The organism is Flavobacterium sp. ZE23DGlu08 (assembly GCF_030505335.1).
Classification (GTDB): Bacteria; Bacteroidota; Bacteroidia; order Flavobacteriales; family Flavobacteriaceae; genus Flavobacterium; species Flavobacterium algoritolerans.
In genome coordinates this window covers 58,650-80,497 of record NZ_CP130045.1, presented here as the reverse complement: position 1 = coordinate 80,497, position 21,848 = coordinate 58,650, and the positions used below count along the sequence as shown (strand labels likewise).

The 21,848-nt window shown below is 33.3% G+C and carries 20 protein-coding genes; 10 read left to right on the top strand and 10 right to left on the bottom strand.

Going from position 1 to position 21,848, the window contains the following annotated elements:
- Positions 1 to 140 precede the first annotated feature (140 nt).
- On the top strand, positions 141 to 578 hold the full coding sequence (locus tag Q1W72_RS00385; protein WP_282718253.1) for a PepSY-like domain-containing protein: 438 nt from the start codon (positions 141 to 143) through the stop codon (positions 576 to 578).
- Positions 579 to 673: 95 nt separating this feature from the next.
- Here Q1W72_RS00385 and Q1W72_RS00380 read toward each other — a convergent pair whose 3' ends face one another.
- The 8 genes from Q1W72_RS00380 to Q1W72_RS00345 all read right to left on the bottom strand — a co-directional run bounded on the left by Q1W72_RS00380 (position 674) and on the right by Q1W72_RS00345 (position 7,262).
- A complete protein-coding gene (locus Q1W72_RS00380; protein WP_302136680.1) occupies positions 674 to 964 on the bottom strand; it encodes a hypothetical protein in 291 nt (96 codons plus the stop codon).
- Positions 965 to 1,228: 264 nt separating this feature from the next.
- Positions 1,229 to 2,161, bottom strand: coding sequence for a transglutaminase (locus Q1W72_RS00375; RefSeq protein ID WP_099715573.1), 933 nt, complete (start codon positions 2,159 to 2,161; stop codon positions 1,229 to 1,231).
- A gap of 21 nt (positions 2,162 to 2,182) precedes the next feature.
- Positions 2,183 to 3,034: a substrate-binding domain-containing protein gene (locus Q1W72_RS00370; RefSeq protein ID WP_302136678.1), complete on the bottom strand. Its 852-nt coding sequence runs from the start codon at positions 3,032 to 3,034 to the stop codon at positions 2,183 to 2,185.
- The gene (locus tag Q1W72_RS00365) at positions 3,034 to 3,561 is read right to left on the bottom strand and encodes a GNAT family N-acetyltransferase (RefSeq protein ID WP_302136676.1); all 528 of its coding nucleotides are present in this window, start codon (positions 3,559 to 3,561) and stop codon (positions 3,034 to 3,036) included. The genes Q1W72_RS00370 and Q1W72_RS00365 overlap by 1 nt, the downstream gene beginning before the upstream one ends.
- Before the next feature lie 114 nt (positions 3,562 to 3,675).
- Complete coding sequence (locus Q1W72_RS00360; RefSeq protein WP_302136674.1) at positions 3,676 to 4,800, bottom strand: SDR family oxidoreductase; 1,125 nt, start codon at positions 4,798 to 4,800, stop codon at positions 3,676 to 3,678.
- Positions 4,801 to 4,894: 94 nt separating this feature from the next.
- Positions 4,895 to 5,764 (bottom strand): nucleoside phosphorylase, encoded by an 870-nt coding sequence (locus Q1W72_RS00355; protein WP_302136673.1) that lies wholly within the window; start codon positions 5,762 to 5,764, stop codon positions 4,895 to 4,897.
- A gap of 71 nt (positions 5,765 to 5,835) precedes the next feature.
- Positions 5,836 to 6,165 carry a translation initiation factor gene (locus tag Q1W72_RS00350; protein ID WP_121342010.1) on the bottom strand — a complete coding sequence of 110 codons (330 nt, stop codon included), beginning with the start codon at positions 6,163 to 6,165 and terminating at the stop codon, positions 5,836 to 5,838.
- Between the two features lie 146 nt (positions 6,166 to 6,311).
- Complete coding sequence (locus Q1W72_RS00345) at positions 6,312 to 7,262, bottom strand: isopenicillin N synthase family oxygenase (RefSeq protein ID WP_099715567.1); 951 nt, start codon at positions 7,260 to 7,262, stop codon at positions 6,312 to 6,314.
- A gap of 172 nt (positions 7,263 to 7,434) precedes the next feature.
- Between Q1W72_RS00345 and Q1W72_RS00340 the strand changes: the two genes are divergently transcribed.
- Positions 7,435 to 9,411 carry a dehydrogenase E1 component subunit alpha/beta gene (locus Q1W72_RS00340; RefSeq protein ID WP_302136671.1) on the top strand — a complete coding sequence of 659 codons (1,977 nt, stop codon included), beginning with the start codon at positions 7,435 to 7,437 and terminating at the stop codon, positions 9,409 to 9,411.
- A 214-nt stretch (positions 9,412 to 9,625) separates the two neighbouring features.
- Here Q1W72_RS00340 and Q1W72_RS00335 read toward each other — a convergent pair whose 3' ends face one another.
- Positions 9,626 to 10,519: a LysR family transcriptional regulator gene (locus Q1W72_RS00335; protein WP_099715565.1), complete on the bottom strand. Its 894-nt coding sequence runs from the start codon at positions 10,517 to 10,519 to the stop codon at positions 9,626 to 9,628.
- Positions 10,520 to 10,616: 97 nt separating this feature from the next.
- On the opposite strand from Q1W72_RS00335, the gene Q1W72_RS00330 reads away from it, so the two are divergent.
- Positions 10,617 to 11,210, top strand: coding sequence for an NAD(P)H-dependent oxidoreductase (locus Q1W72_RS00330; RefSeq protein WP_099715564.1), 594 nt, complete (start codon positions 10,617 to 10,619; stop codon positions 11,208 to 11,210).
- A gap of 2 nt (positions 11,211 to 11,212) precedes the next feature.
- Positions 11,213 to 11,503 (top strand): putative quinol monooxygenase, encoded by a 291-nt coding sequence (locus Q1W72_RS00325; protein WP_099715563.1) that lies wholly within the window; start codon positions 11,213 to 11,215, stop codon positions 11,501 to 11,503.
- 94 nt (positions 11,504 to 11,597) lie between these two features.
- On the opposite strand, the gene Q1W72_RS00320 is transcribed toward Q1W72_RS00325, so the two are convergent.
- A complete protein-coding gene (locus Q1W72_RS00320; RefSeq protein WP_099715562.1) occupies positions 11,598 to 13,142 on the bottom strand; it encodes a hypothetical protein in 1,545 nt (514 codons plus the stop codon).
- A gap of 154 nt (positions 13,143 to 13,296) precedes the next feature.
- On the opposite strand from Q1W72_RS00320, the gene Q1W72_RS00315 reads away from it, so the two are divergent.
- From Q1W72_RS00315 to ilvC, 6 genes are all read left to right on the top strand, one after another.
- Positions 13,297 to 14,472, top strand: a complete 1,176-nt coding sequence (locus Q1W72_RS00315; RefSeq protein ID WP_099716341.1) for a 2-isopropylmalate synthase — start codon at positions 13,297 to 13,299, stop codon at positions 14,470 to 14,472.
- Positions 14,473 to 14,510: 38 nt separating this feature from the next.
- Complete coding sequence (leuB, locus tag Q1W72_RS00310; RefSeq protein ID WP_099715561.1) at positions 14,511 to 15,626, top strand: 3-isopropylmalate dehydrogenase; 1,116 nt, start codon at positions 14,511 to 14,513, stop codon at positions 15,624 to 15,626.
- Between the two features lie 273 nt (positions 15,627 to 15,899).
- Entirely contained in the window at positions 15,900 to 17,573 is a 1,674-nt protein-coding gene (ilvD, locus tag Q1W72_RS00305; protein ID WP_099715560.1) for a dihydroxy-acid dehydratase, read from the top strand.
- 80 nt (positions 17,574 to 17,653) lie between these two features.
- Positions 17,654 to 19,348 carry a biosynthetic-type acetolactate synthase large subunit gene (gene ilvB / locus Q1W72_RS00300; RefSeq protein ID WP_302136666.1) on the top strand — a complete coding sequence of 565 codons (1,695 nt, stop codon included), beginning with the start codon at positions 17,654 to 17,656 and terminating at the stop codon, positions 19,346 to 19,348.
- Between the two features lie 73 nt (positions 19,349 to 19,421).
- Positions 19,422 to 19,946: an acetolactate synthase small subunit gene (gene ilvN, locus Q1W72_RS00295; protein ID WP_099715558.1), complete on the top strand. Its 525-nt coding sequence runs from the start codon at positions 19,422 to 19,424 to the stop codon at positions 19,944 to 19,946.
- Between the two features lie 65 nt (positions 19,947 to 20,011).
- Complete coding sequence (gene ilvC, locus Q1W72_RS00290; RefSeq protein WP_302136664.1) at positions 20,012 to 21,481, top strand: ketol-acid reductoisomerase; 1,470 nt, start codon at positions 20,012 to 20,014, stop codon at positions 21,479 to 21,481.
- The last annotated feature ends 367 nt before the right edge of the window (positions 21,482 to 21,848 follow it).

The following is a 21,848-nucleotide window of genomic DNA, read 5'->3' as shown; positions in this document are numbered from 1 at the left end:
ATGGAGTTTTTTATTTCTTAGAGTTTGGCAGATATAAGTATTAAAAAAAAGTATCATAAAAATTAAAGGTTTCTTAAATTGATTTGAATGCATTTTTACTTATCGTAAATTAGCAATACGATAACCTAAATATGGAAACCATGAAAAGGAAAATCACTTTAGTCGCATTATTACTAGGTTTTGTATTATCGGCGAGCGCGCAAAAGAGAATAGAAATCACTGAATTACCAATAGCAGCTCAGGATTTCCTTCAAAAATATTTTAGCCATACATCAGTTAATATCGCCAAGAAAGATGCGGAATATGGTGAAAAAGGCTATGAAGTCAAGCTTAAAGATGGTACTGAGGTAGAATTTTGGAAAGATGGTTCTTACCGTGAGGTAGATGGTGGCAAGAAACCGATTCCAACCGCATTCATTCCCGCAACAGTCAAAGATTATGTGGCAAAAAATTATCCGAATGAAAAAATTACACATATTGATTATGGGCACAAAAACCTCGACGTTGATTTAACGAATAATATTGATTTAGAATTTACCAAAGAAGGACAAATTTTAAAAGGAAAAAAGCTAAACTAAAAAAATGGTTTGTAATTAAACTTGTTTTGAATGTATAAAACTCCATTAGAAATAACGGAGTTTTTTCATTTCTTTTAGTTTATGATTTGCGCGGTTTATTCTAAATCCATCATCATTAGTTCTATTTTATTGAACAATTCACCCACGCCTAATGCCGCCCAAATGATAAAAAGACCCAATAGAATTTTTATTACAAGCGGAATTGAAAAACCAGTTATTTTCTTGAAAATTACATTTGTCGGTGGAAAATAAATCACAGAAAGTACAATGAGGAAAACTCCAAAACCTAGATCATTTCCCCAAAAAGTATTTATAATCCCGATTACCAAAACAACTATTCCAAACCCCCAACTTATTATATTCCAAACATTTGATTTATTATCCATATTTTTAATTTTTAATGTTTTAAACTTTTTTTAATTACTTGTTTAATGCTATTTTTTAAAAGTACTTTGTAATTCAAAGTTAAATAAAATATTTTGTTTATTGAACTTTTTTAAAATATTATTTTTAAATTGAAAATACATTTAAGACTACTTTAAATGGCTAACATTTTAAATCTAACATGAAATAGTGTTTAATATAATTCTGTTTTGATTTTAAAAACTCGTCATTTATTTAAAGATTTTTTTAATGCTTTTGAAGTGTTATTAATCCAATGTCAAGGCACCTAAAATTTCTTCAGACATGAAAGGTCCTCCGGGATATTTGGCAGTATAATCAAGATTCATCCAGATTTGGCCGCGCTCATCAACGTGATAATGAAGTTTTTGTTCATTGCTTTCATTGACAAATAATACATTTTTAATTAGAAAATTTACTTTTTCCAAATCAGTCAGAGAGCCAATTAGTATTTCGGGATAAATATGTCCAGTAGTATGGATTAATCGAGGAGTTCCACCGATAGACTTGATACTGGCAGCCATTAATATCGAATGATCATCACAGTCACCAGAAAAATAAAGCAGTGATTCTGTAGCTGTAGCGATATAATCACGTGCTTTTGGATCGCTTACATAGTTCCATCTGCTGTTAATTTCCTTGAAAACAGCAAAGCATTGTATAATAGTTCTGTAATCAGAATATCCTTTTATGTCTTTGAAATGTTTTGATGTTGCCATAATCGCAAAATTCCTGATTTTTGGATTTTGATATTCTATGGCATTGATGATTTTTGATTTATTGGGAAACGGAAGCAATTTTGCAATAATAATATCTTGTGGATATGGATTGTCTGACATTGTGTACATAATTGAATTATAATCTTCAAAAACGCTGTTAAATCCATAGTTTCCAATTGTCGAACCATAAACTAAAACCAATAAATATAGAATGATACAAAAGAGAATAATTGTTCTCAAGAATCGAAGGATGATTTGAATAACAACAATCATTAAGAGAAACAAAACTACTCTGTCTATATTCAGAAACCAATTGGGATTGATTAAGTTTTGATGTACAATAATAAAGAGAGGAATAGCAATTAATATGTTCAAGATAAAAATAATAACGTCATCCCAAGGTTTTTTGACCTGAAATCGCTGTTTAATACCCTGAAAATTAATTTCTTTTATTTTTATCATAGCAAAAATAAAAACAGCAATCTAGACTGTTTTTACAATATCCTCAAAAGTACCTTTTTTATCGATAATTTTAAGTTGAAAAAGTTGATTTTGAACTTTGTTTAACATTTCTGCTGCTAATGGTTTTTGTGACCATTGCGTTAATGACAACCATTCTTGAATATCTTCTATTTTTTGGTGGTAATTTGAAGCCAACGTTTTGTCAATACTTGGAATATCTTTGAATTCCTGCGTAGTTTGATTAATGACAGCAAGAATTTTTGAAATAAGGACTGGATTTTTTTCCAAAACTTCCTCACGAACCGCAATTACAAAGCAAGGCCAAGGCGTAGGACAATCAGCAATTCTGCGGAAAATACCTTTGTCTACAAGTGGTTTGGTCATGAAACGCTCCCACATAAAATAATCGGCGGTTCCATTTGTCAAAGCTTCGACAGCTCCATCAATGGTATTTATAATTTCAAACTGAAGATTATCTGTTTTCCAACCTTGATTATCAGCATTTACATACGCCATTAATTGCGAACCGGAACCTAATCTGGAAATCGCCACTTTGGTGTTTTCTATGTCAGCCAATGTCATGTAATTTGATTTTGCTGCTACGTGAATTCCCCAAATCAAAGGACTTTCTACATAAACCTGAACTATTTTACTCGGGTTTCCGGCAACAATATCTTTTACGATTCCTTCCGTTAGGATTACGGCAATATCCGTTTCGCCATCACGAAGCATTTGACACATTTTTCCGGTTCCTTCAGGAACGTCAGTCCATTGCAAATCGATGTTTTCTTTTTCGAAATCTCCGTTTTCTATTGACAAATGCCAGGGAAGATTGAAATGTTCCGGAACTCCAGCTATTTTTATTGTTTTCATTATAGGTTAGGATTTTTTAATTCGTACCAATTCCAAGAAACGCCGTCCTCCAAGTATTGTTCGGTCATTTCCAGTCCAATTTTTTGTAATATTCTGTTTGATGCGATATTGGCAGTATGCGCTGCGGCTTCCATGATTTTGATATTCATTACATTAAAACCATAATCCAGCCAAGCAAAACTGGCTTCACTTGCATATCCTTTGCCCCAGAATTTTTCGTTTAACCGATATCCAATATCGTAGAAATGAATTTTATTATTCACCATTTCTGTGTTGTATTTTAATCCGGCCCAACCAATTAATTCATTTGTTTCTTTCAAAATAATCACAAATCGTCCAATGTTATTTTGGATGTATTGTTCTCTGACAAGCTTGATATACGCATGTACTTCGCTTATATCTGTCAATGGTTTGTTCCAAAGATATTGATGTACATTAGGATTGCTGTCCATTTCAAATAATGCTTCGGCATCTGAAACTAGCATTTCTCTTAAAATTAATCGGTCGGTTTCTAAAATAAGATTCATGGTTTACTAAAATTTGATGGTTCCCGATTTAGCCCTGATAGCAGTGAAAATCCTTTTCCTTTTTTCTTTGAAAAGGAAAAGATTGCAACGTATAGCGGGAAATAGCTCCTAAAATTACACATTAATATCTTTAAAGTTATTCAATCTCGCATACCGAATCATATTGGTAAATGCCTCCTGGTCCAGTTTTGGTATTTCAAGAATAGAATTCAACAAAGTGGTATCATATTCATTGGCAGCTGTTGTAAAATATGGGTTTAAATGTTTGCCAATACTTTCATAATACAATTTTTCGATAGTGTTTTTGTATTTGAAGTCTAACGAATTTTGTATTAAGGTAAAATTGGTATAACCAACTTCCTTCATAATTAACTGCAATCCATTTACCATATTGAAACTTTTATGATGTACAATATTAAGCTGTTCAATATCTTCTCTTTCGAATGTATTTACAATCACTTTTGCCACATAATCGACAGGAATAATGTTCAAAACGGTGTCTTCATTGACTATAAAACGCACATTTTCTTGATCTCCTTTTCGTTGGGAAGTGAAGTGAAAGAATTTAGCCAAAAGATAAAAAACCATATATTTCGAAATAAAATACTGGTTTTCGTTCCCCAACATTTTGCCTCCAATCACACTTGGGCGAAGAATTTGAAAGGGTAAGCCTATTTTTTTACATTCTTCTGCTATAAAATTTTCTGAATGGAATTTGGCATTTTCATACGCATTGCGATGCTCCGGTTTGAATCCTAAACTATGAAAATCATTGTCAATTAATCCTTTTCGGTTTCCAGATGAAAAAGCAGTACCAATGTAAATGAACTTTTTTATAAAAGGATGAAATAGATTGAAAAGGGATTTTGTGATTTTGGTATTTTCGTCAAAAATCTTTTCGCGTTGTTCTTCATCGGTAGATAAATTCACGAATCCCGCCGAATGGATAAAATAAGCATCTTTTATTTGGCTTGAAAAAGTATCTTGAATTACAGCCAAATCGGTATCAATGATTTCAATGTATTCGTGCAGTTTTGCGATTCCTTTGTCTTTTATGATTTTAGGTGTATAACTACTGGATAGGAGTTCGTTTATTCGATCTAAAGCGGAGTTTTTTCCTTTATTTCGTGCAATAATAAATAGTTTTCCATCAATTTTAGTGTTGATGAAAAGCTCCAGAATTTCATACATAATATGAGATCCCAAAACTCCTGTTGCACCTGTAAGTATTATTTTCATTATCGTTTTGTTCTAAAAACAAATGTAGTTTTAAAAAAATTAAAGAGCACTTTTTTAAAACTACAAATGGTTACGGTTTTGAAAATTAATTTCGCTATCCTAAAGCTATTTTTTCTAAAGTATACGCAATCAATTCATCAACGGCTTTGTACGGATCCTCGCTAAATGTTCCCGAAGCACGATTAGCAATGATAGCGTTTAATGACAATGCGTTATGTCCTAAAAGCGCCGAAAGTCCATAAATTGCTGCTGTTTCCATTTCTAAGTTGGTAATTTGGTTGTCACCAAATTTAAAATTATCCATTTTAGAATTTAGCGCTTCATCTTGAATATTCAAACGCAAAACGCGACCTTGAGGACCATAAAAACCACCGGCAGTTGCGGTAATTCCTTTGTGCATTTTGTCGCTTTCAATTATTTTTTCCAATTTTTCAGAACAAGCAATTACATACGGTTTCCCTTTTCGTAAATCCCAATTGGTGTGTTTGACAAAAGCATCTTCCATTTCAAGATTCGAAACTTCGTCAATCAAATAGGAGCGGAGCATGTTATCCAGTCCTAATCCAAATTTTGACATCACAAAACTATCCACAGGAATATCGGCTTGTAAAGAACCCGAAGTTCCAATACGGATGATGTTCAATGAAGTCAAATTTTCTTTTGGCTGACGCGTTTTCAAATCAATATTGACCAAAGCATCCAGTTCGTTGATGACAATATCAATGTTGTCAGGACCAATTCCTGTTGACATTACCGTAATTCGTTTGCCTTTGAAAATCCCGGTTTGGGTTTTGAATTCTCTTTTTTGAGTCGAAAATTCAATGCTGTCAAAAAATTGTGTGATTTTTTCCACGCGATTTTGATCTCCTACAAAGATGATATCGTGTGCAATATGTTCTGGTTTTAAATTCAAATGGTAAACGCTACCGTCTGGATTTAATATTAATTCTGATGATTGTATCATTATTTTTTTGTTTAATGTTTAAGGTTTCAAGTTGCTCAACTGAATACTAATAACTGAACACTGAATACTTTTTACCCTCCAACACGTTTTACTTTAAATCCTTTTTCTTTTAAAATAGTCATTATTTTATCACGATAATCTCCTTGAATGATAATGGAGTCATCTTTGAAAGTTCCACCAACACTCAATTTGGTTTTGATTTCCTTGGCAAGAATTTTAAAATCCTCGTCAGTACCTTCATAACCTTCAATTATGGTTGTCGCTTTTCCTTTTCGTTTTTCGAATTTACAAATCATAGGTTCTTTTTGAACGTATAATTCGTGAGCCACTTCTTCAATTGGATCTTCAGGAGATGGTTCGTGATCTGGAAAAAGGTTTTTTAATTGGTCTTGTAAGTCCATGTTTTAAAAATTAATTAATTATTGAACCATTAAGAAGTTAAGAAAATTAAGTTTCACTGCTCTTAATCTACCTTAATTTCTTAATGGTAAAAAACAAAAAGACATCAAGCGAACTCGATGTCTTTCTTGAACTATAAAATTATGAATTATTTTTTAATAAGCCCTAAATCTACTAAACGCTCGTATAAATAAGCTCCCGCAGTAATATCTTCGAATTTTTTTGGATGTTCTGCATCAATACAGTTTTCCAAACAATCTAATTTCATATCACTCACCGGATGCATAAAAAACGGAATAGAATAACGTGAAGTTCCCCATAATTCTCTTGGTGGGTTTACCACTTGATGAATAGTAGATTTTAATTTGTTATTCGTATGACGCGATAACATATCACCCACATTAATCACTAATTCATCCGGTTCAGCAATGGCATCAATCCATTCTCCATTGTGATTTTGTACTTGCAATCCTTTTCCTTGCGCACCCATCAACAAAGTAATCAAGTTGATATCACCGTGAGCAGCAGCACGAATAGCGTTTGCTGGCTCAGATGTAATCGGTGGATAATGAATAGGTCTTAAGATTGAATTTCCGTCCTTGGCATATTGGTCAAAATAAAACTCATCTAAACCAAGGTGTAAAGCCAAAGCTCTTAAAACATAAACTCCTGTTTTTTCCAGCATTTGGTAAGCTTCTTTACCTACAACATTAAAACGGGGAAGTTCTTTTACTTCAACGTTTTCAGGATACTCTGAAGCGTATTTTGAATCTTCAGACACGTATTGTCCAAAATGCCAAAACTCCTTCAAATCACCTTCTTTTCTGCCTTTGGCATGCTCTGTTCCAAAAGAAACATAACCTCTTTGTCCGCCAATGCCAGGGATTTCATAACTGTGTTTTGTTTCTAAAGGTAAAGCGAAAAAATTTCTGATTTCACCATACAATTCATCAACCAGTTGGTCGTTTAAAAAATGCCCTTTGAGTGCTACGAAGCCAATATCTTCAAATGCACTTCCGATTTCATTTACAAATTTTTGTTTACGTTTCGGGTCGTCCGAAAGGAAATCACGCAAGTCAACACTAGGAATGTTTTGCATACTTTTAAATATTTTTTAATAACTTGTAAGGCTAAAAACCTTGCAGATACAAATGTAAAGAATAATTTTATATCTGAATTTTAAAACTTATAAACAATATAAAAAAATATAACAAAATAATACTAAACTGTTATATTTTTTTATCTTTGAACCATACAATAAAACCGAAAAAATGATCTTCGACAGAAAAAATCTTACAGACAACCAATTATTAGATTTATATAAAAGAATACTGAAACCAAGACTAATTGAGGAGAAAATGTTGATTCTTATTCGTCAGGGAAAGGTATCCAAATGGTTTTCTGGAATTGGTCAAGAGGCTATTTCTGTTGGAGTCACAGCAGTTTTAGATTCAGATGAATACATTTTGCCAATGCATAGAAATCTTGGTGTTTTCACCGGAAGAGATATTCCGTTATACCGACTTTTTTCACAATGGCAAGGCAAAGCCAATGGTTTTACGAAAGGGCGTGATCGAAGTTTTCACTTTGGAACACAACAATACAAGATTATAGGAATGATTTCGCATTTAGGTCCGCAATTAGGCCTTGCTGACGGAATTGCTTTGGCCAATAAACTAAAGAAAAACGGAAAAGTTACTGCCGTTTTTACAGGCGAAGGAGCAACAAGCGAAGGCGATTTTCATGAAGCGTTGAATATTGCTTCCGTTTGGGAATTACCGGTGCTGTTTGTGATAGAGAATAACGGTTATGGACTTTCGACTCCTACAAATGAACAATACCGTTGCGAAAACCTGGCCGATAAAGGGAAAGGTTACGGAATGGAAAGTCATATTGTTGATGGAAATAATATTCTGGAAGTGTTTAATTTATTATCTGAATTGAAGGCTTCGATGAAAGAAAATCCACGTCCGGTTTTATTGGAATTCAAAACCTTCAGAATGCGCGGGCACGAAGAGGCGAGTGGTACCAAATATGTTCCACAAGAGTTAATGGATATGTGGGCTATTAAAGATCCAGTAGAAAATTACAGAAAGTATTTGGCAGAAAACGGAGTTCTTACAGCTGATTTTGATGCGGCTTTACATGCTGAAATAAAGAAGGAAATTGATGAAAGTCTGGCTATTGCCAATGCTGAACCAGAAATTGAAGCTTCTTTAAGTGAAGAGCTAAATGATGTTTACAAACCTTATGTATTCGAGCAAGTTAATCCATCTGAGGAAAAAGAAAATATTCGTTTCATAGATGCGATTTCTAACAGTTTGAGACAATCGATGGAACGTCATGAAAACTCCGTAATCATGGGTCAGGATATCGCTGAATATGGTGGTGCTTTCAAAATTACAGATGGTTTTGTAGCGCAATTTGGTAAAGAGCGTGTCATTAATACGCCAATTTGTGAAAGTGCAGTGGTTTCGGCAGGAATGGGATTGTCGATTAATGGCTATAAAGCGATTGTGGAAATGCAGTTTGCTGATTTTGTTTCGACAGGTTTCAATCCAATTGTGAATTTATTAGCCAAATCACATTATCGTTGGTTAGAAAAAGCTGATGTTGTAGTTAGAATGCCTTGTGGCGGAGGAACACAAGCGGGCCCTTTTCATTCGCAAACCAATGAAGCTTGGTTTACCAAAACACCGGGTTTAAAAGTAGTTTATCCGGCATTTCCGTATGATGCGAAAGGATTATTGAATACTTCCATAAACGACCCGAATCCGATATTATTCTTTGAACATAAGCAATTGTATAGAAGCGTTTACCAAGATGTACCAACCAATTATTATACCATTCCATTAGGAAAAGCGGCGTTGTTGAAAGAAGGGGCTGATGTTACTATCATTTCGTTTGGAGCAACGGTGCATTGGGCTTTGGATACTTTATCAAAAAATCCTGAAATTTCTGCTGATTTGTTGGATTTGAGAACTTTACAGCCTTTGGATACTGAAGCTATTTTTGCTTCGGTAAAGAAAACAGGAAGAGTGATTATTTATCAGGAAGACAGTATGTTTGGTGGTATTGCTAGTGATATTTCGGCAATGATAATGGAAAATTGTTTCAAATATCTTGATGCGCCAGTAAAACGCGTAGCAAGTTTAGACTCGCCAATTCCTTTTACAAAAGCTTTGGAAGATCAATATTTACCGAAAGGAAGATTCGAAAGTGATTTGAAAGAACTCTTGGCTTACTAATATTTGAATTTGTAATTGGGTTATTTTTAGCGTTATGATTCTAAAAATAACCTAATATCCAATAGATTATTATGAAAATAATAATTGTTCCAAAACAGCCGCCACCTAATTTTTTGGCACCGTAACCTGCAAGTATTGTTTTAAAAAATCCATTCATAATTTTAAATTTTTAAGTATCCTTTAAAAGTAATGAATATTTTTTAGACGGAGTGTTTTAGTTTAATTCCAAAAATATTTTCTTAATCAGAGTTATTTCTTCCTGATACATTGTTTTTTTTCTGGTTGCAAAATAGAGCGTATTTTTTAGTGGCGTATTTCCTTCCCAAATCATTTTAATCGAACCATTGTCAATTTCTTTTTTGCAAAGAAAATCAGGAACAACAGCCAATCCCTTGCCACTGCTCAGACAGCGTACGATAGAATTTAGATTTGGCACAATATAGTTAGGTCTGAAATCAGGGTGTTTATTGAAATTTAATTGCCAAAAACGACGTAAATGTTCCATATCCCCAGTAGTTCCATACCATTTTTGTTGTTTTAACCAAAGTTCGATTTCTTCTAAATTCTCATTTTTTTCTATTGAATCGAATTCCAAATCGTCAATTTCGCTTCCGCCAACAAGTACAATGGTTTCTGAAGAAAAGGCTTGGTAATCAATGGTATTTTTAACCACCATTTGTGGTGTGATGATTAAATCAAGAATTCCTTTTTCTAGACTTTCGACCATTTCAGGATATTCACCAAACTGAATAATAACATTAAATGGCAAGCTTGAAATATACTGTTCCAGAGTAATTTGGAAAGTTTCAAAACACATTCCAACACTTATAGTTGGCGTATTTTTTTCGGTGCTTCTTTGAAAATTTTTCTCGGCTTCTTCCAGTTTAGTCAATGCTTCAATGATAAAATTGTAGAGCACTTTTCCTTTTTCGGTGGGAACCATTTTTCGACCGGTTCGGTCAAATAATTTATAGCCCACATAATTTTCCAAGGAGCTCAAATGCAGACTCACACCAGGTTGAGAAATAAATAATACTTCTGCCGCACTAGTCAAGGTTCCTGTTTTGTATACCGCTTTAAACGTTCGATACCATTCTAAATTTATCATAACTATTATAATTATAATACAAAGGTATGAATTAAGTTATTTTAATAATAGACTTTCTCGTTATAACTTTGCACCATCAAATTAAAAAATACAAATCATGACAAAAATATTTATAATAAATGGGGGGCAAAAGTTTGGTCATTCCGGAGGACGATTTAATGAAACCATTTCGAACGAAACTTTGAATTTTTTCAAAAAAAACAGCAATTTTGAAGTAAAAACAACCAATATCAATGACGATTATAATTCTGTGGCTGAAGTTGAAAAATTTGTTTGGGCTGATGTAATCATCTATCACACTCCAATATGGTGGTTTCAGTTGCCTCACGGATTTAAAAAATACATTGATGTGGTTTTTACTGAAGGCCATGCCAAGGGAATTTACAAAAGTGACGGACGTTCATCTGAAAATCCAACTATTAATTACGGAACAGGAGGAATGCTTCACGGCAAAAAATATATGGTAACTACCTCTTGGAATGCCCCAAAAGAAGCTTTTACTTTACCGGGAGAATTTTTCAATCAGCACAGTGTGGATGAAGGACCGTTATTTGGTTTTCACCGAATGAACGCTTTTACAGGCATGAAACCGTTACAAAGTATTCATTTTCATGATATTGAAAAAAATGCTGATGTTGTAAATGATCTTAAAGTGTATGAAAACCATTTAACACAATTATTTTTAAATTAATTATGCCAATAAATCTAACCGTTATCCTAAAAAGTAAACCGGAAAGTTGCGAGACATTGAAATCGCTTTTGCTGGATTTAGTTCAAAATTCGACTAAAGAAGCGGCTTGTTTGCAATATGATTTGCATCAAAGTCTTGAAGAGTCAACTATTTTTATTTTTCATGAAGTATGGGAAAATGAGGCTGGATTGAAGCTTCATGATGAGAAAACGTACCTTATTTCTTTTTTCGAAAATGCAAAACCATTGTTACAAGAAGCGCCTATTGTTTATAGAACAGAAAAATTAGCGTAATAATTGGGGTGTTATTACTCGATATAAAAGAGGAAGAAAAGAATTATAGGTTAACAAAAAGGAGGTGTTGAACCTCCTTTTGTCATATAAAATGTTATCGATTGATCAATTTTGCTTTCTCCTTAATAATATCACTGATTTTTCGGTTTTCAATTTTGCTTTCGAGCCAAGAAATAATGTCCAAATAAAGGAAAGCTCTTTTCTCATAAGTATTTTTTTCCAATTCAATAAATCGAGCTCTCATTTTTATAAACTCCTTTTTGATATCTGTTGGATAAATAGAGTTTAAGTTTTTCAAAAATCGAATAATTTCTTTTTGCACTTCATGTAAATCATTCATTTTGATAAGGAATTTATAAGTGTTTTTCAACTGATTTTCCAGATAATAATCCTTACCTAATTCATAATGAGCAATTAAACACAAAATTCGAGCAAAACACATCAAATCTTCTCGCATCGAAAGATTTTTGTTGTTTATGATTTTCTCTAAATAAAAGATACATTCCGCATATTTTTCGTTCCCAAAATAAATTGAGGCAAATTTATAATAGAACAACATTTCGTGATGCTCATCAAGATGGTCCGTATGAAGTTTTAATTTATTTAATACTTCGGGAATTAAGTATTCGCTTTCGGCAAACGTTCCTTCCAGAATGTGGTAATTCAATTTATTGTTATACACATATAAGAATGATAGTGACGCAATATTGTCATTCACGGGAAAACGTGGGTCTTTTATGGTATTTTCCAGCAGTGATAAATACTTTTTGAATTTTGATTTGTATTTCAACATGTATAAAGATTCCAATAAATAATGGTTTCCTTTTAAGAAAAATACAGGGTTTAAATAAATCATATTAGGGTTGTCATAAAAAAGCGTCACCCATTTTAAAGAATATTTATAGCAGGAAAGAAAATCCTGTACTAAGAAACTTCGCCATAAATACGCATTATAAAACCAATATTTTTCTCTAAAACCAAACTTTTTATCATCAAATTTAGAAATGTGCTTATTGAAATAGTCGTCTATATAGGTATACTCTTCATCACTTTTTACATAACCGGTTTTAAGCATAATCCCATACAGTTGCAGGGATAAATTAGATAATTTACTGGAAATGGTATTACGATAATTTAATTCTTTGGCCTGAATAACCAATTCATCAGCCCGTCCTTGAATACTTCGTGTGATGTATTGTGATTCAATAAGTTTTTCGAATTCTACGATTTCATACGCCATGAGTTTTTCATCATTCTCTAAAGCTAAAATTTTTGTTTTATCCAAAATTTTTAAACTCTGCTTGTATAACCCTTTATTGTACAATATAGCAGCAAAATCGATTTGTTCTCTAAGCTGATATCGAATGTTTTGACTGGGAATATTCAATCGGATGCTCACTAAAATTTGCTTGTACAAATATGATTTAAGATTCGATAATTGTACTTTTTTAATGATACCGCTTTTCAGAATGAGTTTCTCATCATAGACTTCTGATTTGTCTAAAATGTTGAATAATTCGATGAATTTTGTATTGGAACTGGTTTCCAATCGGCTTGCAAAAATCTTAAATTGTCTTTTTTCAGATTTTGAAAGCGATTTTATTAATACAAATAAGAAATCTTTTTGATGGTTAGCCATTGTAAAATATAGTAGCTTAATTTGTTGTTTTTCAGTAGCTTACAAAGTTATTATTTGTTTTATAAGCAGTATATTTCATTAAATTGAGTTTTATATTAAAGTAATGAAAGATATTTTTGTTATCAAGATGTGAAATTACATTAAATAAATGAAAATGAATAGAGAGAAAGTTCAAATTTTTGATACCACTTTAAGAGATGGCGAACAGGTCCCAGGATGTAAATTAGATACCAATCAAAAACTCGTTATAGCAAATCGACTGGACGAAATGGGTGTTGACATTATAGAAGCTGGTTTTCCTGTTTCTAGTCCGGGTGATTTTTTATCTGTTTCAGAAATAAGTAAGGTGGTAAAAAATGCAGTTGTCTGCGGATTAACAAGAGCGGTGAAAAATGATATTGATGTTGCTGCAGAAGCTTTAAAACATGCAAAAAGACCTCGTATACATACTGGAATTGGAACTTCTGATTCGCACATAATACACAAGCTAAATACAACTAGAGAAGATATTATTGCAAGAGCAAAATTTGCCGTTTCACATGCTAAATCGTATGTTGAAGATGTTGAATTTTATGCTGAAGATGCTGGTAGAACAGATAATGAATTCTTGGCGCGAGTCTGTGAAGAAGTAATAAAATCAGGTGCTACCGTACTTAATATTCCAGATACAACAGGGTATTGTTTGCCAGAAGAATATGGTGCAAAAATTAAGTATTTAAAAGAAAACGTCAAAGGAATTGAAAACGTAATCTTGTCTTGTCACTGTCATAATGATTTAGGAATGGCTACGGCTAATTCAATTGCAGGAGCTGTAAATGGGGCCAGACAAATTGAATGTACGATAAACGGGATAGGTGAAAGAGCAGGAAATACAGCTCTTGAAGAAGTAGTGATGATTTTCAAACAACATCCTTATTTGAATTTAGACACGAATATCAATACACGTCAGCTGAATGAAATGAGCCGATTGGTTTCTGAAAGTATGGGAATGATGGTGCAGCCTAATAAAGCGATTGTTGGTGCTAATGCTTTTGCACACAGCTCCGGAATTCATCAAGATGGTGTGATAAAAAATAGAGCGACTTATGAAATCATGGATCCTTTAGAAGTAGGTGTAAATGAATCATCTATAGTACTTACGGCCAGAAGTGGTAGAGCAGCATTGGCTTACAGAGCCAAAAAAGTTGGGTACGAACTTACAAAAGTGCAATTAGATGTTGTCTATGTTGAATTTTTAAAGTTTGCTGACATTAAAAAAGAAGTGCTGGATGATGATATTCATCAAATAATTGAAGCCTGTAAAATGAATAAGGAATTAATCCTTAACTAAAATATTTTGATTTCTAATAAAATCTAAATCCTACTATTATGAACTTAAAAATAGCAGTACTTTCAGGAGACGGAATAGGTCCGGAGGTAATCTTACAAGCAAAAAAAGCATTGTATGCAATAGGTGTTGTTTTTGATCATGAGTTTGTTTTTGAAGACGCGCTTATTGGTGCTATTGCTATTGAGAAAACAGGAAATCCTTTACCGGAGCAAACATTGAACCTTTGTTTGAATACTGATGCTATATTGTTTGGAGCCGTTGATGATTCAAAATATGATACCCATTCAGATTCAAAATCACGCCCTATACAAGGATTATTAAAATTGAGACAAGCACTAGGACTGTATGCAAATATAAGACCTATAAAACCATACAATGACTTATTGGATTTATCTCCTTTAAAAAGAAAAATAATTGAAGGAGCTGATTTTATAATTTTCAGAGAAATTTCGGGAGGATCTTATTTCAGTGAAAAAAAGATCAATGAACAAGGCACTTTAGCATCTGATTTATGTGAGTATTCCGAAGAAGAAATTATTCGTATCAGTCATTTAGCTTTTAGAACTGCACAAAAAAGACAAAAAAAGGTGACTTTGGTAGACAAAGCCAGTATCCTTGAAACGTCAAGATTATGGAGAAAAGTGGTATCAGAAATCGCAGAAGGATATCCTGATGTAACCTTAGATTTTCTTTTTGTTGATAATGCTGCGATGCAAATAATCATTAATCCAAAACAGTTTGACGTCATTTTGACTGAAAATTTATTTGGTGATATTTTATCAGATGAAGCGAGTGTAATTACCGGTTCAATAGGATTATTGCCATCAGCATCTTTAGGAAATTCAAATGCACTTTTTGAGCCTATTCATGGTTCTTATCCAGAAGCAAAAAGAAAAAACATTGCTAATCCTATTGCTTCAATAGTATCTGCTGCGATGCTTTTGGAACATTTTGGTCTTCATATGGAATCCCAAAAAGTATACGAAGCAGTGCATAAAGCAATCGAATTAAATGTCGTCACGGCAGATTTGAATCCGTATTCAAAATTTGGAACGAATGAAGTAGGAGACTTTATCTCAAATTACATTTTAAGTAAAGATGACTTATATTTTAAAAGTGACAATGTCTACATAGGACAATCGACTATTGTTTAAAAAGCAATAATCAAAATGCATTAAATAATTGAAAATGCATATAATATTGAGGTTATATTTTTTTAGTACTATTTGTTTTTATACTTTTGAAGCAAATAAAAATAAAAAATGCAAATCGTATCTATTATTTCTTCAATTATTAATGTCAATGTGATTATCACATGTGCAGAGGGAATGGTATAGATATAATTAAAAAAAATATTTAAAACCTCCCAATTATTTTGGGAGGTTTTTTTTTGGAATAAATTTAAAAAATAGAGAAACAATCATATAATGGAATTAAATAAATACAGCAAAATAATTACGCAAGATGAAACACAACCAGCTTCTCAGGCCATGTTGTACGGAATTGGATTAACTGAAGAAGATCTTAAAAAAGCGCAAATAGGTATTGTGAGTATGGGTTACGATGGAAACCCTTGTAATATGCACTTAAACGATTTGGCTAAAGATATTAAGACTGGCGTCTGGGCAGTAGATTTAGTTGGTTTGATTTTTAATACTATTGGTGTCAGTGATGGAATTTCAAATGGTAATGATGGAATGCGTTTTTCTTTAGTTTCCCGTGATGTAATTGCAGATTCTATTGAAACGGTTATGGGAGCACAATGGTATGATGGAATGATTGCTGTTCCGGGTTGTGATAAAAATATGCCAGGAGCGCTAATGGCTATGGGTAGAGTAAATCGCCCTTCTATTATGGTTTATGGAGGATCTATTCACCCAGGAAAATGGAAAGGAGAAGATTTGAATATTGTTTCTGCTTTTGAAGCTTTAGGTAAAAAAATTAGCAATACAATCACTCCCGAAGATTTCAAAGGAGTAATTCAAAATGCTTGTCCAGGTGCAGGTGCTTGCGGTGGAATGTACACAGCTAACACCATGTCATCAGCGATTGAAGCATTAGGAATGAGTTTACCTTACAGTTCTTCTAATCCTGCTTTGAGCCCAGAAAAAAAACAAGAATGTGTTGATGCTGGTAAAGCGATCAGAATATTATTAGAAAAAGATATTAAGCCAAGAGACATTATGACCCGTAAAGCATTCGAAAATGCAATTACAATCGTAGCTGTTTTAGGAGGTTCTACAAATGCGGTTATGCACTTAATTGCAATGGCTCACTCGGTTGGTATTGAATTGACATTGAAAGATTTTCAAGATATTAGTGATAAAACACCTTTATTAGCAGATTTGAAACCAAGTGGAAAATACTTAATGGAAGATTTACACAATGTTGGTGGTGTTCCGGGAGTAATGAAATATTTATTAAAAGTAGGTTTATTGCACGGAGATTGTTTGACTGTAACCGGAAAAACAATTGCAGAAAATTTAGCTTCAGTTCCTGATTTGCATGATGGTCAACAAGTGATTCATGAAATTCAAAATGCTTTAAAAGCAACTGGAAATATTCAAATTTTATACGGAAACATTGCAACAGAAGGTTGTGTGGCTAAAATTAGTGGTAAAGAAGGAGAATTTTTTGAAGGTACAGCTGTAGTTTTTGAAGGTGAAAAAGATGTAATCAGAGGAATCCAAGCTGGTGAAGTAAAACCAGGAAACGTAGTAATCATTCGGTATTGTGGTCCAAAAGGTGGTCCTGGAATGTCTGAAATGTTAAAACCAACTTCTGCTATTATGGGAGCTGGTTTAGGAAATTCAGTTGCTTTGATTACTGACGGACGTTTCTCTGGAGGTTCACACGGTTTTGTGGTAGGTCACGTTACACCAGAAGCGTATGATGGTGGCGGAATTGCTTTAATAGAAAACGGTGATGTGATTTCAATTGATGCTGTAAAAAACACCATTAATATGAAAATATCTGACGAAGAATTTGCAAAACGTAAAGCCAATTGGAAAAAACCGGAATCACCAATTAAACAAGGAGTGTTACTTAAATATATGCGTTCGGTCTCAAGTGCCTCTGAAGGATGTGTAACCGATAAATAATTTTCAAAAAAGAAGGAATAGAAACAAAACAAAATATTTTAAATATATGTTTCTATCTCTAAAAAATAATAAACGTACCCATGGGAACAAATAAAATATCCGGCGCCGAAGCCGTTATAAGATGCTTATTAGAAGAAGGAGTAGATTTGGTTTATGGCTATCCAGGTGGAGCTATAATGCCAGTTTACGACGAATTATATAAATTTCAAGATCAATTACACCACGTTCTAGTTCGTCATGAACAAGGAGCAACTCATGCTGCACAAGGTTTTGCAAGAGCAACAGGAAAAGTAGGAGTTGCAATTGCAACTTCGGGTCCGGGAGCAACAAATTTAGTTACAGGAATTGCAGATGCGCAAATCGATTCGACTCCTATGGTTTGTATCACAGGGCAAGTAGGAAAACATTTATTGGGCTCCGATGCGTTTCAAGAAACTGATATTATTGGAATTTCGACTCCGGTAACAAAATGGAATTACCAAATTACCGAAGCTTCAGAAATTCCTGAAATCATTGCAAAAGCATTTTATATTGCCAGATCAGGTCGTCCGGGTCCAGTATTAATTGATATTACAAAAAATGCTCAGTTTGACGAAATTGAATTCAGTTATAAAAAATGTACCAGTATTAGAAGTTACAATCCGAAACCAGTTTTAAATCTTGAAAAGGTTAAGGAAGCGGCAGCATTAATTAATACTGCTAAAAAACCATTTATCATATTTGGTCAAGGAGTAATTCTTAGTGAAGCAGAAGCAGAGTTAAAAGCTTTGGTTGAAAAATCAGGAATTCCGGCTGCTTGGACAATTTTAGGACTTTCGGCAATGCCAACAGATCATCCATTAAATGTAGGAATGGTGGGAATGCACGGAAATTACGGTCCTAATGTTTTGACAAATGAATGTGATGTTTTAATTGCGCTTGGAATGCGTTTTGACGATCGTGTTACAGGAAATTTAGCTACTTATGCGAAACAAGCTAAAGTAATTCACTTTGAAATTGATCCAGCTGAAGTAGATAAGAATGTAAAAACTACTGTAGCAGTTTTGGCTGACTTAAAAGAGTCTTTAACAGCTTTACTTCCTTTAATCGAAAATAACTCTCATGAAGCTTGGCACAATGAATTCAAAGAGAAATATCAAATAGAATTAGAAGCGGTAATCAATGACGAGTTAAAACCAAAGAAAGAAGGAATTTCTATGGGAGAAACGATTGAAATGATTAACAAACATTCTAAAGGAGATGCCATTATGGTTTCGGATGTGGGTCAACACCAAATGTTTGCGTGTCGTTATGCCAAATTCAATTCGACCAAAAGCAATGTAACATCCGGTGGTTTAGGAACTATGGGATTTGCTTTACCGGCAGCGATTGGAGCCAAAATGGGAATGCCAAATCGTGAAGTGGTAGCCATTATTGGTGATGGAGGTTTTCAAATGACCATTCAGGAACTAGGAACTATTTTTCAAACTAAAGTTCCAGTGAAAATTGTGGTCTTGAACAATGAATTTTTAGGAATGGTACGTCAGTGGCAACAATTGTTTTTTGACAAAAGATATGCTTCTACAGAAATGATCAATCCTAATTTTATAGCTATTGCTGAAGGCTATTATATTAAATCAAAAAAAGTAACTAAAAGAGAAGATTTAGATGCTGCCGTTGCCGAAATGATGGCTTCAAAAGAATCGTATTTCCTTGAAGTTATGGTAGAAAAAGAAAATAACGTATTCCCAATGATTCCTACAGGAGCATCGGTTTCTGATATAAGATTGAGTTAGAAAAAGTTTAAGGTTTAAGGTTTGAAGTTGTACAACTTTAGACTTTAAACAAAAAAACTTTAAACAAAAAAACATGGAAAATAAAACATTCACCATTTCTGTTTATTCAGAAAACAACGTTGGCTTATTAAACAGAATATCTGGAATATTCTTGAAACGCCATATCAATATTTTGAGTTTAAATGTATCCGAATCTGAAATTGAAAATGTTTCCAGATTTATCATTGTAGTTAATACTACTGAAAAATGGGTGCAAAATATAGTAGGACAAATCGAAAAACAAATCGAAGTCATCAAAGCATTTTATCATATTGACGAAGAAACTATTTTCTTGGAAAATGCACTATTCAAAATTGAATCGAGCTTGCTTTTTGATGAAAAACAAATTCAGAATATTATTAAGGAAAGCCACTCTGAAATAGTTACTGTTGCGAGAGACTTTTTTGTGATTTCAAAATCAGGACAACGTGCTGAAATAGAATCGTTATACGAAAAATTAAAACCTTTTGGAATCATGCAATTTGTACGTTCCGGAAGAATATCGGTTTCCAAAGCAAAAATGGAGATTTCAACATTATTAGAAGAACTTAAACAGTAGTTCGTTTAATTTTCAATTAGTAAACCTATCAATTATTAAATTTTACAATCATTAAATAATAAAAAATGGCAAATTATTTCAATTCATTACCACTTAGATTACAATTAGAACAATTAGGCGTTTGCGAATTCATGGATCAATCTGAATTTGTAGACGGAATTAAAGCTTTAGCAGGAAAAAAAGTAGTCATTGTAGGTTGTGGAGCACAAGGTTTGAACCAAGGTTTAAACATGAGAGATTCTGGTTTAGATATTTCTTATGCATTGCGCGCAGATGCAATTTCAGAAAAAAGAGCTTCGTTTAAAAATGCTTCTGATAATGGATTCAAAGTGGGAACGTATGAAGAATTAATCCCAACGGCTGATTTGGTTTGTAACCTTACACCAGATAAGCAACATACAGCTGTAGTTACAGCTATTATGCCTTTGATGAAAAACGGTTCAACTTTAGCGTATTCTCACGGTTTTAATATTGTAGAGGAAGGAATGCAAATTCGTAAAGACATCACTGTAATTATGTGTGCGCCAAAATGTCCAGGATCTGAAGTGCGTGAAGAATATAAAAGAGGTTTCGGTGTACCAACTTTAATCGCGGTTCACCCAGAAAACAACCCAAATGGAGAAGGTTTTGCACAAGCAAAAGCGTATGCTGTAGCAACAGGTGGTCATAGAGCAGGAGTTTTGAACTCGTCATTTGTAGCCGAAGTAAAATCGGATTTAATGGGAGAACAAACCATTCTTTGTGGAATGTTGCAAACAGGTTCTATTTTATGTTTCGATAAAATGGTTGAAAAAGGAATTGAGCCGGCTTATGCTTCAAAACTAATTCAATACGGTTGGGAAACAGTAACTGAAGCTTTGAAACATGGTGGAATTACTAATATGATGGATCGTTTGTCAAATCCTGCAAAAATTGAAGCGTATGAATTAGCAGAAGAATTGAAAGATATCATGCGTCCATTGTTCCAAAAACATCAAGACGATATCATTTGTGGAGAATTTTCAAGAAACATGATGATTGACTGGGACAATAATGATGTTAATTTATTGACTTGGAGAGCTGCAACTGCAGAAACTAACTTCGAGAAAACGGCTCCAACAGCAGCTCATATTTCAGAACAAGAATATTTTGACAATGGTGTTTTAATGATTGCCATGGTTAAAGCGGGTGTAGAATTAGCTTTTGAAACAATGACACAATCAGGAATCATTGAAGAATCAGCGTATTACGAATCTTTACATGAATTGCCTTTGATTGCAAATACTGTAGCAAGAAAAAAATTATATGAAATGAACAGAATCATTTCGGATACAGCGGAATACGGTTGTTATTTATTTGACCATGCTTGTAAACCTTTATTGGCTGATTTCATGAAAACGGTTGATACAAATGTGATAGGAAAACCTTTTTCAACTTCTAATGGAGTAGATAATGCGGTTCTTATTGCTGTAAACAAAAGTATTCGTCAACATCCAATTGAAGAAGTAGGTGAGTGGTTGAGAGAATCAATGACTGCCATGAAAAAAATAGGATAATAAAAAATAGGAATTACCACACAAGAGGGTGTGTTGGGATTAGCTCTATATCATTTGATTTCATAATATTTTGAATTAGTTAAAACTTATTAAAAAGATAAATGGATATGGATGCTTGTACATTCACTTAACTTTAAACGAGCTTAAAGTTGAGTGAAGTAGTCCCTATTAAAAAGATTGGGAAGTAGTAGAAATATCCATGTTTATTTTCTAAATAAATCATGCTAAAAGATTAGTAGTAGAATTCCTTGATTGGAACGAAATAGTTTTGGTTGATTATTGTTCAAAAAATCATCGTTTATAGTACTAAAATAATTGTTGTTAAATTTTGTTGATACATTAGGTGAGGTAGATTTAAATCTATCTC

Excerpts from the sequence above, each read along its gene's own strand:
- Q1W72_RS00385 (WP_282718253.1), top strand. The coding sequence starts at position 141 with ATGAAAAGGAAAATCACTTTAGTCGCATTATTACTAGGTTTTGTATTA.
- Q1W72_RS00380 (WP_302136680.1), bottom strand. The coding sequence starts at position 964 with ATGGATAATAAATCAAATGTTTGGAATATAATAAGTTGGGGGTTTGGA.
- Q1W72_RS00375 (WP_099715573.1), bottom strand. The coding sequence starts at position 2,161 with ATGATAAAAATAAAAGAAATTAATTTTCAGGGTATTAAACAGCGATTT.
- Q1W72_RS00370 (WP_302136678.1), bottom strand. The coding sequence starts at position 3,034 with ATGAAAACAATAAAAATAGCTGGAGTTCCGGAACATTTCAATCTTCCC.
- Q1W72_RS00365 (WP_302136676.1), bottom strand. The coding sequence starts at position 3,561 with ATGAATCTTATTTTAGAAACCGACCGATTAATTTTAAGAGAAATGCTA.
- Q1W72_RS00360 (WP_302136674.1), bottom strand. The coding sequence starts at position 4,800 with ATGAAAATAATACTTACAGGTGCAACAGGAGTTTTGGGATCTCATATT.
- Q1W72_RS00355 (WP_302136673.1), bottom strand. The coding sequence starts at position 5,764 with ATGATACAATCATCAGAATTAATATTAAATCCAGACGGTAGCGTTTAC.
- Q1W72_RS00350 (WP_121342010.1), bottom strand. The coding sequence starts at position 6,165 with ATGGACTTACAAGACCAATTAAAAAACCTTTTTCCAGATCACGAACCA.
- Q1W72_RS00345 (WP_099715567.1), bottom strand. The coding sequence starts at position 7,262 with ATGCAAAACATTCCTAGTGTTGACTTGCGTGATTTCCTTTCGGACGAC.
- Q1W72_RS00340 (WP_302136671.1), top strand. The coding sequence starts at position 7,435 with ATGATCTTCGACAGAAAAAATCTTACAGACAACCAATTATTAGATTTA.
- Q1W72_RS00335 (WP_099715565.1), bottom strand. The coding sequence starts at position 10,519 with ATGATAAATTTAGAATGGTATCGAACGTTTAAAGCGGTATACAAAACA.
- Q1W72_RS00330 (WP_099715564.1), top strand. The coding sequence starts at position 10,617 with ATGACAAAAATATTTATAATAAATGGGGGGCAAAAGTTTGGTCATTCC.
- Q1W72_RS00325 (WP_099715563.1), top strand. The coding sequence starts at position 11,213 with ATGCCAATAAATCTAACCGTTATCCTAAAAAGTAAACCGGAAAGTTGC.
- Q1W72_RS00320 (WP_099715562.1), bottom strand. The coding sequence starts at position 13,142 with ATGGCTAACCATCAAAAAGATTTCTTATTTGTATTAATAAAATCGCTT.
- Q1W72_RS00315 (WP_099716341.1), top strand. The coding sequence starts at position 13,297 with ATGAATAGAGAGAAAGTTCAAATTTTTGATACCACTTTAAGAGATGGC.
- leuB (WP_099715561.1), top strand. The coding sequence starts at position 14,511 with ATGAACTTAAAAATAGCAGTACTTTCAGGAGACGGAATAGGTCCGGAG.
- ilvD (WP_099715560.1), top strand. The coding sequence starts at position 15,900 with ATGGAATTAAATAAATACAGCAAAATAATTACGCAAGATGAAACACAA.
- ilvB (WP_302136666.1), top strand. The coding sequence starts at position 17,654 with ATGGGAACAAATAAAATATCCGGCGCCGAAGCCGTTATAAGATGCTTA.
- ilvN (WP_099715558.1), top strand. The coding sequence starts at position 19,422 with ATGGAAAATAAAACATTCACCATTTCTGTTTATTCAGAAAACAACGTT.
- ilvC (WP_302136664.1), top strand. The coding sequence starts at position 20,012 with ATGGCAAATTATTTCAATTCATTACCACTTAGATTACAATTAGAACAA.